We start from the raw sequence: 13706 nt of genomic DNA, 5'->3' as shown, positions 1-13706 counted from the left end.
CCGGGGCCCGCGTTTCGCCCCGGACACCTCTTCGGACGGCTGTGTTGGTCGGTCCGTTGGCCAGTGACAGGGCGTGTTCGCCGACCACAGGTGAAGTCAGGTTCATGTTAACACGTGTATTCTGTCCCGTCGATAGTCACCGACGCGAACGTCACTTTCCGCCCGAAGCCGTTCCTGTTCTTGTTGTTCCCGTTGATAGACACCTCGTTGTCGCTCGGTGACTCCCCGGAGAACTGCCTGCTGTCGCCGTTCGCTGTAGTGACAGTGAACTCGTACGTCGACCCCGAGACGGTCACGTCAACCCTATCGCACTGGGTGTTGAACGCGACCGGGCCGTCGCTCCCGCTGCCACCAGTCGTCTTCTCAATTGTGATGGGCGCCGACTCGGTGGTCTCCGCGTCGGTAAACAGCGCGTAGGACGCGGAACCGCCGCCGAACGTGCCGGCCAGAAAGACCCAGATAACGACCACGGTGGTGAGCCGCGAGACCGGTTCGGTCACGGCTCGTCACCGGCCGTCGCCGAGAGCAAGTCACGCAGTTCGAGGACGACGAGCAACAGCGCGGGGACGATGACCAGCGTCAGCAGGCCCAGCTTCGTCTGCGAGAACGAAATGACGTAGCCGACGTAGGGGACGCTGAACGTGACGATGCCGATGACGTCGTTAGGCGCGACGAGCGACGGATCCGGGTCCTCGTTCGCGTCGCCCTGCGTCTCGAATCGTCGCTGGCCGTCTCGCTCGACGACGTCGACGACCCGGTGCGTGACCCGCGTGTTCTCTCCGCCGGGCGAGCGGTCGTAGGTGACCACGTCGCCCTCGGAAACCTGGTCCGTCGGGACGCTGCTGACGAACACCACCGCCCCGGCGTCGATGGTCGGCGACATGCTCGACGACAGGACGACGTAGCTCTCGTCTGCGCCCACTGCTTGCGGGACGGCCGCGACGACGAACACGCCGACGACGAGCACCAGGATACAGAGGCCCAGCCAGTTGCCGATTCGACGCCAGTCGACGCCCGTCTCGCTACTGTGAGTCATGCTGATTGAGATGGAAAGTGACGGTGATCGCAACGCCCTCTTTTTTGAACTGATTGCCGACGTTCTGCAACTCGAAGCCGACGGTGAAGTCCGTCCCGCCGGCGGGGTCCGGCAGGTCGAGGAGGTCGTTTGGCGTCGTCTCGCCCCCGCTCAGGTCGTTCGTCGCGAGGTCGTGCAACGTCGGCGGAGAGCCATCGGTAATCTGTCCGAGTCGATCAATCCCGTCGTAGGTAAGCGTCGTGACGTCGAGTCGCTCTGCGACCTCCCGGGCGGTCCTCTTCGAGTTGTTCCGCGCGTCGCTGTTCGTATATTCGAAGTCTACGTCGAGCGAACCCGAGAGTGATCCGCGACTGACCAGCGTGACAGTCCCCTGCGTGGTCTCGCCGGGCGCGAGCGACGCGCTGAAATCGAAGGCGGCGGTTCCGCCGAAGCCGAGGGTCAGCGTGCCGGTCGACACCCCGTTATCAGCACTCGCCTCGGTATCGGTGAAGTACGCCGCCGTCCCGGCCCCCGCGGCGGCGCTTGCGGCACCGACGGTAACGAGGCCGCCGAGCACCCGCCTGCGCGTGAGTCGTGTTTCGTCCACCGGTAGTAGCTACACCCGACGTGTTCCCGGGGACGCTCGGTCCGCCGGGCCCCCCACGTCGGTCGTGTCGCGTCTCGCTCGCGATACGCCCGCGTCAGTCCTCGCCGGGCTGCTGGCCGACGAACTGCACGTCCATCGCCAGACCGTCGGCCTGGAACGCGTTGCCGGCGCCGGAGTCGAACGTGAACGCGAGTTCGAGACCGACCGTCGTTCCCGGGCTGACGTCGCCGAAGGCGTCGTCGAGCGACAGCCCGCCGAGGTCGTCCGCCGTCGACACGCTCTGTGTCGACGTGAGATCCTCGTGTACCGACCCGTCCTTGCGCAGGTTCGCCGTGTCGACGGTCAGTTGCTCGGCGAACGCGGACGCCGACTGGTCCGTGCTGTTGCTCGGCTCGGACGGCTCGCTGCTCGGTTCGGAGTTGGTGACGCTCAGGTCGACCTCGACCGGGTCGATCGTGCTGTCGGCGTCGTAGGTCGCGCTGATCTCGTAGGTGCCGGTGTTCGGGAGCGTATCTCCCGGAGCGGCGTTCGAGATACTGATCGCGCCGTTGGCAGCGCCGGTCAGGTCGAGCGTCCCGGCGGTCACCTGATTGTTCGAACTCGTCTCCGTGTCGCTGAAGAACGCGAACGTCCCGGCACCCACTGCAGCGCTCGCCGCACCGACCGTAACGATACCACCCAGTACTCTGCGTCGTGTCACTGCGATATTCTTGTCTGACATATGTCTCTCATCGTGGAGATTGAGAGGCTCCACCAGCCCACCAAGCCCAATCGGATTCCCCCATCCAGTAAGCTCGGTCTACTGAAGATACTGTGAGGTGTCGTATAAGTGTTTATTGCTTTTCGACTGGCGATACGGCCGATTTCGGGACTTCTCCGGCGGACCGGTACTGAGAATCACCACGCCAAAATCGGACGGTAGGATGTCATTACTCTCGAACTCGCCGCGAGTCAACGGCAGTCAGAACGGAAGGTCGTCGCTCGGATCGACGTCCGACTGCGGTCCCTCTGCGGCCGCGTCGCTCTCGGCGTCGACGAGTTCGCCCGTCTCCCGGTACCTGGATTCGAGGTCCATGAGTCGCTCGTTGATCGCCTCGCTCTGGTGGTGCATCGCGTCGACGCGGACGCTCACCACGTCGTACTCGTGGCGGTCCGACAGCCCGTTCCAGGCCCGGAACGCGCCGACGGTGAGCGTGTCGCTCTGCGGGCAGAACTCGGTCGTCGGCGTGAACGCCGCCCGGAGCACGTCGCCGTCGCGGGCGTAGCGGAACCCGGAATCGGGGTGTCGCTGGTCGAGGTTCAGTTGCGCCAGATTGTACCCGAAGGTCATGTCGTAAACCCCTCGCTCGTCGAACAGGTCCATCGTGAGCCGGTGGAACGCGGCGTGGTCGGTCCCGGTCAGTACGTCCGCGTCGGTGAGGAACGGTCCCGGTTCGGGGAGGTGGTCGGGAACGAACTCGTCGTACCCGTCGAAGCCGACGTCCGTGCCGCCGCGCAGGCCGGAGAGGAAGCTCATAGGAGAGCGTTCGTCGGCCAGCCACGGGGGCGTGTCCCCGAACGTGTTCGGAGCAAACGGCTCCACCAGGCCGAGCGACCGTCACGACATGGTCACGACCAGCCTCGACGCGGAGCGCGCGTACGACGACGAGCGGTTCTCCGCACAGACGATCCACGAGACGGACGAACAGAAAGTGGTGCTCGGCTACTTCGAGCCCGGACAGTTCATCCCCGTCCACAGCCCGGACAGCGCCGTCGCGATCACCGTCGTCTCAGGGACTGGAACCGTACGCGACGGGGCGGACGAACACAGCGTGGGACCGGGCGACGTGGTGGCCGTCCCCGCCGGCGAGGCGCGCGGCGTCCGCGCGGAGGGAGAGCGCCTGGAAGCCACGCTCGTGACCGCGCCGCCGCCGACGGACGCGGAGCACGACCCCGTGCGCCGCGGGCTTCGTGAGGGGACCTTCGACCCGGCGTAGCGAACGTGTTCGGCGCAATCCCCTCCACCGTCACCGTCGAATCGTCAAACGATGCCAGAGACGACTCTCGACTTGCGTGAGATTCCGCCGCCGGAGCGCCACCCGATGATCCACAGTGCGTTCGACGCGCTGGACTCCGGCGAGACGCTACAGATCGTCAACGACCACGAGCCCAAACCGCTGTTCTACGAGATGCAGGCCGAGGTCGACGCCTTCGACGCGGCGAACTACCAGTGTCGACAGGAGGAGCCACAGAAGTACGTCGCCGAACTCCCGAAACAATGAGCGAGCAGTCTACGGGGACAGAGCTGGCGTCGCTCTCTGACGGCGAGGGCGGCCGGACGCGGCTGTTCGAGGGGGAACCGAAGACGGTTCACCTGTCGCTGGACGCCGGCGAGTCGATTCCCCGCCACCAGCACCCGGACCGCGACATCGCCTTTCACCTCCTCTCGGGTGCGGTCGACCTGACGCTCGGCGACGAGACGCTCTCGCTCACCGCGGGCGAGGTCGTCCGTTTCGACGGCGAGCAGGACATCTCGCCGGCGGCGACGGCCGACAGCGAGGCGCTGCTCGTCCTCGCGCCGTCGGCGTAGGTCGCCGCTTCACTCGAACAACGATAGCGCGGTGGCGACGGCCTCCCCGTTGCCCCGTTGCTCCGCGTCGCGGAGGCTCTCGTGGGGGACAGCGAGCAACCGCTCGACCAGTCGGTCAGCGAGTCGTTCGACCGCCGCACGCTGTTCCGGCGTCAGTTCGCTGGTCGCTTCGAGTCGCGACAGGGCCTGTTCCAGTTGTTCGGCGCTGATCTCCGCGCCACGCTCGTCGATCCGGGCGATAGCCTCTTCGACGTCCGGCCGCGTTTCGACCTGCTCGGTGTTCACGCTCATCGGGACCAGATGACGGTGACAGTGGCCTCGTCGGTCTCGACGGTCTCGGAGTCGTAGCCGCGGTCCTCCAGTTTCGGATAGAGGTGCTGGGGGGCGCGGTCGTTGTACTGGACGAGGACGGTGTCGTTGTCGAGTTCGGCGAGGCGTTCGAGCGTCTCCTTGAGCGGTCCCGGCGGCCCCAGCGACCGCACGTCGAGGCGGTCGGCCGGGGCGTCTGACGGCGCGCCGGTTTCGGCGATGACGGAGGCTACGTCGGCCGGTTCTCCCTGGGTCGGTGCCATACCGGCAGTTCGGACTCGGGCGCGCCCAGCGTTGTCCCGAACACGTTCGGCCGCACTGCCAGCAATCTCGACGGCGTACGTCCCGGTAATGAGCGGAATCCCCGGAGACATCGACGCGTCGAGCGGTCCGCCGATGACCGTCCCGCTGCGACACTTCGTGGTCGGGCTGGCGTTCCTCGTCGCCGGCGTCGCTGTCGGCGCGGTCGACGGCCGCGCGGGCCACCTCGCGCAGGTCCACCTCCTGCTCGCCGGCTGGGTCTGTCTCACCATCATGGGCGCGATGACGCAGTTCGTGCCGGTCTGGGGTGGCGTCGCGCTGCACTCGCGACGGCTCGCGGTCGTCCAGCTACCGCTCGCAGCCTTCGGGTTCGCCGGACTGGCGGCGGGGTTCCTCGGCGACTGGCCGGTACTGCTTCCGGTCGCCGGCGCGCTCGCGCTCGCCGGTGTGTGGACCTTCGCGTACAACGTCGGGCGGACGCTGCTCGGCGTCGATCTGGACGTGACGACGGTGCACTTCGGCTGGGCCCTCGTGTTCTTCCTGCTGGTCACTGTTGCGGGGTTCGGACTCGCACTGGATCACGCGGCCGGGCTACTCTCTGCTGTTGGGTTTTCTCGCGGCAGTCTGCTCCTCTCTCACGCCACGCTCGCGGTGTTCGGCGTCGTCCTGACGACCGTCGCCGGAGCGCTCGCCCAGCTCGCCCCGATGTTCACGCAGGCCGAGGACAGACGGTTCGAGTCCGTCCTCCTGCGGGCTGAGACGGTCGCCTACCCGCTCGGCGTGCTGGCGCTCGCGGGCGGACGGCTCCTCGGAACTGAGGCCCTCGCCCGCGTGGGTGGTGTGGTGGTCGTCGCCGGGCTCGCAGTGGTGGCGGTCGTCCTGGCACGACGGCTCGCCAGCGCGCGCGTGGACTGGACGCCGATGCTGACCCGGTACGCCGTCGCGGCCGTGTCGCTGCTCGCCTGGGCGGCGCTGACGGCACTTCGCTGGTGGCGGGACCCGCTGTCGTACGGCGGGCTGTTCGGGTGGCCGGCGCTCGTCTTGCTCGTCGGCGGCGTCGGCTTCGTCGTCCTCGGGACGCTGTACCACGTCGTCCCGTTCATCGTCTGGGTCCACCGCTACAGCGACCGGCTGGGCTTCGAGGACGTGCCGATGATCGACGACCTCTACGACGGCCGCGTCGCCGCCGCTGACGGGGCGGCGCTCGCGCTGGCGTACGCGCTCCTGCTCGCAGAACAGTGGATCGGGCTCGGAGGACCTCTCGTGATGGGGACTGGTGTGGTAGCCTTCGTCGGCGTGGCGCTGTTCGCCGGCAACCTCGTGGGCGTTCTCGTCGAACACAGCCCGCGATCGCTAGCGTCGGTGCTGATCGGTGGCGACGGCCGGTCGGCCGACGCCGAGGACCCGTAGCCGGTCACTCCGCTGCGGGCTGTTCCGTGTACAGCGAGTACGTCAACACCAGAAAGCCGGCCGCGGTGAACAGCGACTCGATCGTGACGCTCACTGTCACCGGGAGGCCGACGACCTGGTGGAGCGTCCCGGCGAGGATCGCCCCGGCCGTCACCAGTCCGATGCCGACCCAGAGCGCCCGCATGGCCGGTGCCTTCGTCCGTCTGTAGGCTCGATACGTCATCGTCGTCAGAACTGCCCCACAGCACAGTGTGACCGTCTTTGCGGCGACCAGCAGAACCGCGTTCGCACCCAGCATACAGCGACTCGGACCGGATCCGGGATATACGGACCAGCGCGTTACCAGCCGCTGGGAACGCTCACTGAACGTACAGCGAGTAGAGGATGATGCCCAGCCCGATGGCCGTCAGCGCGCTCGACGTGAAGACGCTGATCGAGAGCAGGTCCTGGCCGACGAACTGGCTGACGGCGATGTCGAGGACACCGCCGGTGACCGCGCCCAGTGTCACCACGCCGAAACCGTACGTCAGCCACTTGTGTTGTGGGCTCCCCGTCCGGGTGTACGCCTGGTAGGAGTAGTAGGTGATCAACCCACCGAGGATGAGGATGAGCGTCTTCGAGACGACGATACCGACCTGGGAACTGATGATGTGTGGCATGATTAGGTCTCCTTTCGGACCTCCGACCAGAGGTTCTCGAGCCGCTGGTCCGGCGTCCGGGCCCGGTGTGTGATGTCGACGGTGAGCGAGCGCTCTTCGTCGAGGGCGATGACGACCTCTTCGAAGTCGATGGCGTACCGGCTGGCGTGTTGGCCGTCCGAGCGGACTTCCACGCCCTCGTACAGCAGGGACGACTCGGTCAGCAGTTCGAGCTTTCGGTAGGTCGTCGACAGCGGTACGTCGCTCTGCTCGGAGATCTCGCTCGCCGTCAGTGGCTCGTCGAGCACGCTGACGATAGCCCGGCAGTCCTCGTCGTCGAGCGCGTCGAGGACCGTCTGCAACTCCGGCGTCTCCTCGTCAGCGAACGGGTCCCGGACCATCCTTGTCCCGAACTGCCGGCCGGACACCTTTAATCTAACCGACTCGGCTTCTCTGGCTCACCGTTTCACCGCCCGATAGCGGACTGGTGCCCCCAGTATTCGGGGCTATTATGAAGAACGTATACTCGCGTTCCCAGCCGATGAGAACGGTTCTGCCTCCCTGAGAACACGCTCACGGGGGTTTATACTGCGGGTCATTAGGTCCACTTGCACATGGAAGACTCTCCGATCGGCGCACCTGGCTCCGGTATCTCTCGTCGCGACTTCGTGAAAGCATCCGGTCTCGGCGGCACGCTCGCGCTCGCGGGCTGTAGCGCACCCGGTGACGGCTCAACTCAACAGCAGATGGGCGACAGCGCAACGACGCCCGCCCAGAGTAGCGACCTCCCGACCACGTCACCGCCGGAGGTCGTCAACGTCGACGAGCAGGGCGGCGAGGTCACCATCTCCTCTCTCCCCGCTCGTCACGACGCTCACCCCGGCGAGTCGATGGGCGGCCCCGTCGAACTCCCGCAGGTCTGGGCGTTCAAGGCCGACGACGGCGACCCGAGCGTCCCCGGCCCCATCCTTCGGACGACGGAGGGCGAGGACATGGAGGTCACGCTGGACAACACGGGCGGGATGCGCCCGCACACGCTGCACTTCCACGCCGTCCAGAAGAAGTGGGAGGACGACGGCGTCCCCACGACCACCGGCATCCGCGTCGACCCCGGCGAGAAACATACCTACACGATCCCGGCGAACGTCCCGGGGACCCACCTCTATCACTGCCACTACCAGACGCCACGGCACCTCGACATGGGGATGTACGGCATCTTCCGCGTCGACCCGAAGGGGTACGAGCCAGCCGACAAGGAGTACTTCATGACGCTGAAGGAGTGGGACTCCCGGCTGAACCGCCAGATGGCCGGCATGGACGCGACCTACGACCCCCGCAACCGCAACCCCGACACGTTCACCATCAACGGCAAGTCCGCGCCCCGGACGCTCCACCCCGAGGACGGCTCGCCTATCATCGTCGAGCAGGGCGACACCGTCCGCGTCCACCTGGTCAACGGCGGCTACATGGACCACCCGATGCACATCCACAACCACCGCTTCCAGGTCGTCGCCAAGGACGGCGGCGTCATCCCCGAGGCCGCCCGGCACGACCAGGACGTGACCAGTATCCCGCCGGCGGGCCGCCACACGCTCGAGTTCGAGGCCGACGCCGACCCCGGCATCTACCTCATGCACTGCCACAAGGTCAACCACGTCATGAACGGGCGCGCCTATCCCGGCGGAATGGTGTCGGCCGTCGTCTACAAGGAGGCGATGGACACCGACATCTTCAAACAGCTGATGGAATACGCGGGCTACGAGGGCTGAAAGCCCCCTGCTGAATCGACAGAGCCCGGATCAGTCGTCGGCCACGGCCGCCTTCATCTCGGGTTCCGGCGGCTTCGCGTCCACGGGCTCCGAGACGGGCGACCAGCTGAGGTCGGACTCGTAGCGGAACGCGCGGTGGTCCTGTTCCGGGTCGACGACCGTCAGCGACAGCCACCCGTTGTCGAGCAGTTCGGTCAGCTCCGCGTGATCGGCGAGGATTCTGGTCACGCGCTCGACCGGGGCGTGAATCGCGGTCGAGAGGCGGAGCGGCTGGTGATACGGATCGTCGTCGGTCTGCTTGAGCGACTGCGTCGGGAGCCCGGTCATCAGGTCACCGCCGTTGCCCTGGTAGACGCCGACGTTGCCGACTGGGTTGTGGGTCACCTTCGACCCGCTCCCGAAGACCGCGGTGTCGACCGTCGCGAAGTAGTACTGGGCGTTGATCCACTGGGTGACGACGAGCGGCCCGGTCATGATGGCCTCGAGCGCGTCGCCGTCCTCGGAGTCGGTCCGCCAGTCGTAGGTGTGCAGGAACGAGCGGCCGTCGAGGTCGAGTCCGTCCGTCAGTTCGCGCGGGCCGACGACGAAGCCGGCGTTCCCGGCCAGCCCCCACTCCGGGCGCGTCTCCGCCCAGTCGGCGGCGCGGCGCTCGGTCTCGCGGAGCGCCGACTCGGCGTCAGCGGTTCCGTCGCCGGTCCGCTCCGCGGCCGCCCCGGCGCGTGCGGTAGCCAGGTCTTCGCGGAGCTGCTCGATGTCTGCTGCGTGGCTCTCGGGCACGTCGTCGGCGAACAGTTCCACCTCGTCGGTCGTGGTGTTGTGCTCGCCGGCGACGAACACGGTGTCCTCTGGCACGTCGATTCCGCGGTCGCGGAGTTCCGCTTTGACCGCCTCGTCGTTACAGATTGCCGCGAGGACGCGGGCGCTCGGGCCGCCGGGGTTCCCGGCACAGGCGCCGCAGTCGAGGCTCGAATCGAACGGGTTGTTCGTGGTCTGGCTCGCGTGGCCGGTGAAGGCGACGACGCGGGCGAACTGTTCGATGCCGAGCAGTTCGAAGGCCGTCGCCGCGTACTCCGCCTTCTCCTCGAGCGTGAGGCCCGCGCGGAGGTCGTGGACGCCGTCGGGGTTGTAATCGACTTCCGGCTCGCAGACCTCGTGTTCGGCGGGGGTGCGCTCGTCGGCCGCTTTCGCGGCGTCGTAGACGCGAGCGGGGAGGAGCGTCCGGGCGGCCAGCGCGGCCCCGTAGCCGACGCCGGTGCTCTCCACGAAACTGAACGCCGTCGCGGCGTTCGATTCCAGACTCTCGACCGCCGAGCGCCCGGCCTCTACGACGCGGTTCCAGCGGTCGTAGGCGGCCGGGTCCTCGTCTTTCTCCTCGGACGGGCGCGCCGCGATGCGGTGTTGCGCGTCGACGATGGGCGGACACGCGTCGACGGCCACCTCGGACTCGTACCCCTCGTAGCGCATCGGCACGCCGAAGAACCCGGCGTAGCCGTAGGTCTCGTAGTTCCCGGCCGCCTCGACGTGGCGGCGGATGACCTCTGAGCGCGTGTCGATGCAGAAGACGAGCTGGGCGTCGGGCCGGGTCTCGTCCTCGGTCTCCTCCAGCGCGCGGCTCGCGTCGGTGAGCGACTCGACCAGTTCCTCGCGGTAGGTCGCCTCCCAGGCGGACAGCCAGACCTCGGGGAGCGGCACGTCGGCCGCCTCGGCCGCGGTCCGCTCCTCGTCGGTCTTCGGCGGCGCGATGGGCGCGTCGAACAGGTCGGCGAGCGCGAGCCGCACCGCCAGGTAGCCCGACAGGGAGATCGGGTACGTCGACTGCCAGGCGTCCTCGTCGGCGGCGCGCTGCTTGAGGTAGCCGGTCCAGCCCGGGAGCGCCGCGAACTGGTGCTCGAAGATGTCGGTCCACCGCTCGTCGGGGTAGCCGTCGAGACGCTCGCGGATGGCGTCGACGGGGCGCTCGGGGAGCGAAGCGATCGCTTCGCCGTCGGGGATGTCGCCGTCGTGCGGCGCGACGGTCCGGAACGCCTCGTAGAACCCCGCCTCGCGGTTCGGCATCGGCCACTCCGCCGTTCCCTGGTCGAGGAAGGCCGCGAGCCACTTCGTCACGACGGCGTCCACGCGCTCGGTCGCGGGCGCCTCGGCGTCGGTCGACCCGGCCGAATCCCGCTCGGCCATGCGGTCGAGGGCCGCCTCGGGGTCCGCGTCGAACCCGTGGTCGGACAGGTGCGTCGCGAGCACGTCGTCGTCTATCTGTCCGGTCTCCCAGGCGCGGCGGAACACGTCGGCGCTCGGATAGCCATCGCCGCCGAGCAGCCGTTCCGCCTCCGCGACCGCCTCGTGGAACGGGCGGTCTTCGAACCCGGAGAGCGGGTTCGACGTGACGAACGAGTGCAGCGGCCAGGCGGAGCCGACCGCTTCAGCCGCCGATTCGATGCGCTCCTCGATGTCTGACTCAGTACTCATTGTAGTCCTCCGTGGCTGTCAGCAGGGTCTCAGATGGGGGCTGGGTCGCGTTCAGGAGCGCCACGTACAGGCGCTGGCTGTGGCGATAGACGCCGGTCTCGATGGCAACGTAGGCGAGGACGAACGCCGCGGCGACGAGCCCGTGAACCGGGGTCAGCGCCGCGTGCGTCCCGACGGCAGGGAGTCCGGCCAGGAGGGCGCTGATGAGGCGGTAGACCATCGCGTACGCCGTGATCGCCGGCAGGAAGATCAGCGGGACCGCCCCGTAGCGAACCGTCGACGGGAGCGCGGTGCGGGAGACAGTCTCGCGGGCGGCGTGCAGCGTCGTCAGCGTGACGAGGCCGGCGAGCAGGAGGCCGCCGTCGAGCGCCGTCCCCTTGCCGGTGAGGAGGGCAAACACCGCTCCGCCTGCGAGGGCAGTCACGGCGGTCACGGCGACTTCGACGACCCCCGTCGAGCGTCTCGCCCCCTCGTCCGTCGGCCCGCGCTGTTCCACGCTACTCCCGGTCGAGAGGAACTGATAGGCCTTGTAGCAGCCGTGCAGGATGAGGTGCGTGACCGCGGCCCCGAAGAACCCGAGGCCGACCTGCATGATCATGAACCCCATCTGGCCGACCGTCGAGCACCCGAGTTTGCGTTTGACGTCCGTCTGGACGGTCTTCAGGAGCTTCCCGGTCAGCGCGCTGCCCGCGCCGACCACCAGGATCAGCAGGAGGAACTCAGGTTCGACGGTGACGACCGGCGCGAACCGCGTCAGGAGGATGCCGCCGGCGTTGACGAAGCCCGCGTGCATGAGCGCGGAGGCCGGCGTGGGCGCCGTCATCGAGGAGAGCAGCCACGTGTGAAACGGGACCAGTGCCGACTGGACCATCGCGGCAAGCAGCAGCGCCCCCGCGGCCACCAGGGCGACAGTGGGGGACACCGTTCCGATGGCGGCCGCGACGCCGCTGACCGTCGTCGCACCGGTGGCCCACCACAGCGTCGCCAGACCGACCGACAGCAGCGCGCTACTGAGGAGGAAGTACCGGCGAGCGAGCGAGGCCGAGGCCTGGGCCTGTGGCCAGCCGTCGACGTGACCGATCAGTTCGGCCATCACGACCCCCATCGCCAGCCAGGCGGCCGCGAACAGGACGAGGTGGTCGGCCGCGACCAGCACCATCACGGCGAGCGTGAACGCGAACACGCGGCCGAAGAACCGGTCCATCGTCCGGCTGCCAGCCATGTAGCGCCGGGAGTAGCTGTGGACGACGCCGCTGAAGAACGTGACGGCGACCCACATCACGGCCGTCAGCCCGTCGATGGCTACGACGCCGTCGACGGTCCACGGGTCGCCGCCCAGGCCTCGCAGGGCCAGCGTGCCGAGGCTCGCGGCCCACAGGAGCCACACGAGTCGTGTCAGCGTTTTCGGCACGCTCGATTCCTCGGTCGTCGGCTCTGGAAGCGCTCCAACGGTCGTCGACTGCTCTTGTCCGGTCATCGTTTGTCATTCTGCAACCGATCACCGACGATCAGCCCGCTCGGACGGGCCGGAGCCGGTATCGGTCGTCTTCACTCACCATAACGAACAGAGTGGTTATTAAATCTGTCTAAATTACCAAATTGTTCCAAAAGACGCCGATTATAGAACATTATGGTTATCGTTGGCATGGGTCCCCGGGACGACAGCCGATTCCGAAGAACGACCGTGTGAAGACCGTATACTGTCGATTCGTCACCGTTCCCTGCTCTGCTTCGACGCCGTTCGCGGACGAAAAGAACACAACTGCGGGGCGATGTGATCAGCCGAACGCGCACGAATCGGTCGTTGGCTTCCCCGCAGACCCGACTGGAGCTGTGGAGTCGGGGCTTCCCACACCCTGTGTTGATCGACTCGCCCGCGCGGGTCCACGATTCCCGGTCGGCGACCCGACGGCGGTCGCGTGACGGGTTTTCTCGGAGTCGCTACGCCTCGTCGGTGTGGTTGCCGTCGAACCCGTCGAAGGGCGTCGTCTCGTGACTTCGGACGAGGACCTCGTCGGCCACTTCCAGCCCCATCTCCAGGAGCGCCTGTGCGACCGGCGTGATGTCGTCGTCGGTCTCACCGACGGCCGTCACGAGCAGATTCTGCTCGCCCGTCACCAGTTCCTGCACCGAGACGACCCCGTCGATGGACAGTATGTCCGGGACGATCTTCCCGCGTTCGGGGATCGAGGCGGTGCAGAACAGCAACATCCGAAGCGGGTAGCCAGACTGCTGATAGTCGACCTCCGCGCTGTAGCCCTTGATAACCTCGTCGGACTCGAGTCGCTGGATTCGCTTGCGAACGGTGCTGTCGGACGTGTCGGTCCGCTCGGCGATGTCGCCTGACGACATGTTCCGGGCGTCTTCCTGCAGGGCGTACAGGATCGCCTTGTCCACGTCGTCGATAGCTTCCTCGGCCATGGTGGCCCGTCTCCCGCCGTCGGTAAAGGTCCTTACCTCGTCGGACGGCGCTGTCGCCCATACATTCGGCGTCAGCACGGGTTCGGGGCTATCGACGCCCACCGTCTCGATAAACACTAAGTCGCTATATCGAATGTTCGACTCGCCGGCACGCGACCGCACGAATCAAGCCCGACAGAGTAGCAGCAGCGAAATCTGTCGGGTGTCTCTGGAGGAGGTGCTTTTTGCAGAGGGTCACGGTCTC

18 protein-coding genes are annotated in these 13706 nt (G+C 67.3%); 5 read left to right on the top strand and 13 right to left on the bottom strand.

Annotated features, from left to right (window positions below; translation table 11 throughout):
• Nucleotides 1–107 precede the first annotated feature (107 nt).
• The 5 genes from ACOZ4I_RS10540 to ACOZ4I_RS10520 all read right to left on the bottom strand — a co-directional run bounded on the left by ACOZ4I_RS10540 (nucleotide 108) and on the right by ACOZ4I_RS10520 (nucleotide 3138).
• On the bottom strand, nucleotides 108–500 hold the full coding sequence (locus ACOZ4I_RS10540; RefSeq protein ID WP_423999276.1) for a hypothetical protein: 393 nt from the start codon (nucleotides 498–500) through the stop codon (nucleotides 108–110).
• A complete protein-coding gene (locus ACOZ4I_RS10535; protein ID WP_423999274.1) occupies nucleotides 497–1036 on the bottom strand; it encodes a signal peptidase I in 540 nt (179 codons plus the stop codon). Before ACOZ4I_RS10535 ends, ACOZ4I_RS10540 begins: the two co-directional genes overlap by 4 nt.
• Nucleotides 1023–1622 carry a TasA family protein gene (locus ACOZ4I_RS10530; RefSeq protein ID WP_423999272.1) on the bottom strand — a complete coding sequence of 200 codons (600 nt, stop codon included), beginning with the start codon at nucleotides 1620–1622 and terminating at the stop codon, nucleotides 1023–1025. Before ACOZ4I_RS10530 ends, ACOZ4I_RS10535 begins: the two co-directional genes overlap by 14 nt.
• A 94-nt stretch (nucleotides 1623–1716) precedes the next feature.
• Nucleotides 1717–2322: a TasA family protein gene (locus tag ACOZ4I_RS10525; protein ID WP_423999270.1), complete on the bottom strand. Its 606-nt coding sequence runs from the start codon at nucleotides 2320–2322 to the stop codon at nucleotides 1717–1719.
• A gap of 261 nt (nucleotides 2323–2583) precedes the next feature.
• Complete coding sequence (locus tag ACOZ4I_RS10520) at nucleotides 2584–3138, bottom strand: hypothetical protein (RefSeq protein ID WP_423999268.1); 555 nt, start codon at nucleotides 3136–3138, stop codon at nucleotides 2584–2586.
• A gap of 88 nt (nucleotides 3139–3226) precedes the next feature.
• On the opposite strand from ACOZ4I_RS10520, the gene ACOZ4I_RS10515 reads away from it, so the two are divergent.
• Genes ACOZ4I_RS10515 through ACOZ4I_RS10505 form a run of 3 tightly spaced genes read left to right on the top strand, consistent with a single transcriptional unit; the run spans nucleotide 3227 to nucleotide 4191 of the window.
• The gene (locus ACOZ4I_RS10515) at nucleotides 3227–3598 is read left to right on the top strand and encodes a cupin domain-containing protein (protein WP_423999266.1); all 372 of its coding nucleotides are present in this window, start codon (nucleotides 3227–3229) and stop codon (nucleotides 3596–3598) included.
• 51 nt (nucleotides 3599–3649) lie between these two features.
• Complete coding sequence (locus tag ACOZ4I_RS10510) at nucleotides 3650–3883, top strand: DUF2249 domain-containing protein (protein WP_423999264.1); 234 nt, start codon at nucleotides 3650–3652, stop codon at nucleotides 3881–3883.
• On the top strand, nucleotides 3880–4191 hold the full coding sequence (locus ACOZ4I_RS10505) for a cupin domain-containing protein (protein WP_423999262.1): 312 nt from the start codon (nucleotides 3880–3882) through the stop codon (nucleotides 4189–4191). The genes ACOZ4I_RS10510 and ACOZ4I_RS10505 overlap by 4 nt, the downstream gene beginning before the upstream one ends.
• Nucleotides 4192–4200: 9 nt before the next feature.
• Here the strand turns inward: ACOZ4I_RS10505 and ACOZ4I_RS10500 are convergent, their stop codons facing one another.
• Both ACOZ4I_RS10500 and ACOZ4I_RS10495 read right to left on the bottom strand, forming a co-directional pair.
• The gene (locus ACOZ4I_RS10500) at nucleotides 4201–4482 is read right to left on the bottom strand and encodes a glutamyl-tRNA reductase (RefSeq protein ID WP_423999260.1); all 282 of its coding nucleotides are present in this window, start codon (nucleotides 4480–4482) and stop codon (nucleotides 4201–4203) included.
• Nucleotides 4479–4763, bottom strand: a complete 285-nt coding sequence (locus tag ACOZ4I_RS10495; protein ID WP_423999258.1) for a DUF2249 domain-containing protein — start codon at nucleotides 4761–4763, stop codon at nucleotides 4479–4481. Before ACOZ4I_RS10495 ends, ACOZ4I_RS10500 begins: the two co-directional genes overlap by 4 nt.
• An 88-nt stretch (nucleotides 4764–4851) precedes the next feature.
• Here ACOZ4I_RS10495 and ACOZ4I_RS10490 point away from each other — a divergent pair, with 88 nt between their 5' ends.
• Nucleotides 4852–6171 (top strand): hypothetical protein, encoded by a 1320-nt coding sequence (locus ACOZ4I_RS10490; RefSeq protein ID WP_423999256.1) that lies wholly within the window; start codon nucleotides 4852–4854, stop codon nucleotides 6169–6171.
• Between the two features lie 4 nt (nucleotides 6172–6175).
• Here the strand turns inward: ACOZ4I_RS10490 and ACOZ4I_RS10485 are convergent, their stop codons facing one another.
• The 3 genes from ACOZ4I_RS10485 to ACOZ4I_RS10475 all read right to left on the bottom strand — a co-directional run bounded on the left by ACOZ4I_RS10485 (nucleotide 6176) and on the right by ACOZ4I_RS10475 (nucleotide 7210).
• Nucleotides 6176–6469: a DUF7521 family protein gene (locus ACOZ4I_RS10485; RefSeq protein ID WP_423999254.1), complete on the bottom strand. Its 294-nt coding sequence runs from the start codon at nucleotides 6467–6469 to the stop codon at nucleotides 6176–6178.
• Nucleotides 6470–6530: 61 nt separating this feature from the next.
• Nucleotides 6531–6830, bottom strand: a complete 300-nt coding sequence (locus ACOZ4I_RS10480) for a DUF7521 family protein (RefSeq protein ID WP_423999252.1) — start codon at nucleotides 6828–6830, stop codon at nucleotides 6531–6533.
• Nucleotides 6831–6832: 2 nt separating this feature from the next.
• Nucleotides 6833–7210 (bottom strand): helix-turn-helix domain-containing protein, encoded by a 378-nt coding sequence (locus ACOZ4I_RS10475; RefSeq protein ID WP_423999250.1) that lies wholly within the window; start codon nucleotides 7208–7210, stop codon nucleotides 6833–6835.
• A gap of 213 nt (nucleotides 7211–7423) precedes the next feature.
• Here ACOZ4I_RS10475 and ACOZ4I_RS10470 point away from each other — a divergent pair, with 213 nt between their 5' ends.
• On the top strand, nucleotides 7424–8578 hold the full coding sequence (locus tag ACOZ4I_RS10470; protein WP_423999248.1) for a multicopper oxidase domain-containing protein: 1155 nt from the start codon (nucleotides 7424–7426) through the stop codon (nucleotides 8576–8578).
• A gap of 30 nt (nucleotides 8579–8608) precedes the next feature.
• Here ACOZ4I_RS10470 and ACOZ4I_RS10465 read toward each other — a convergent pair whose 3' ends face one another.
• The 3 genes from ACOZ4I_RS10465 to ACOZ4I_RS10455 form a co-directional block, all read right to left on the bottom strand.
• Nucleotides 8609–11041: a DUF2309 domain-containing protein gene (locus ACOZ4I_RS10465; protein ID WP_423999246.1), complete on the bottom strand. Its 2433-nt coding sequence runs from the start codon at nucleotides 11039–11041 to the stop codon at nucleotides 8609–8611.
• Complete coding sequence (locus ACOZ4I_RS10460) at nucleotides 11031–12518, bottom strand: proton-conducting transporter membrane subunit (protein ID WP_423999244.1); 1488 nt, start codon at nucleotides 12516–12518, stop codon at nucleotides 11031–11033. Before ACOZ4I_RS10460 ends, ACOZ4I_RS10465 begins: the two co-directional genes overlap by 11 nt.
• A gap of 464 nt (nucleotides 12519–12982) precedes the next feature.
• Complete coding sequence (locus ACOZ4I_RS10455; protein WP_423999242.1) at nucleotides 12983–13462, bottom strand: Lrp/AsnC family transcriptional regulator; 480 nt, start codon at nucleotides 13460–13462, stop codon at nucleotides 12983–12985.
• Nucleotides 13463–13706: the final 244 nt, after the last annotated feature.

This window comes from Haloarcula salina, from assembly GCF_049603855.1.
GTDB lineage: Archaea > Halobacteriota > Halobacteria > Halobacteriales > Haloarculaceae > Haloarcula > Haloarcula salina_A.
The sequence above is the reverse complement of the archived record's forward strand: the minus strand, read 5'-3'. Positions and strand labels throughout refer to the sequence as shown.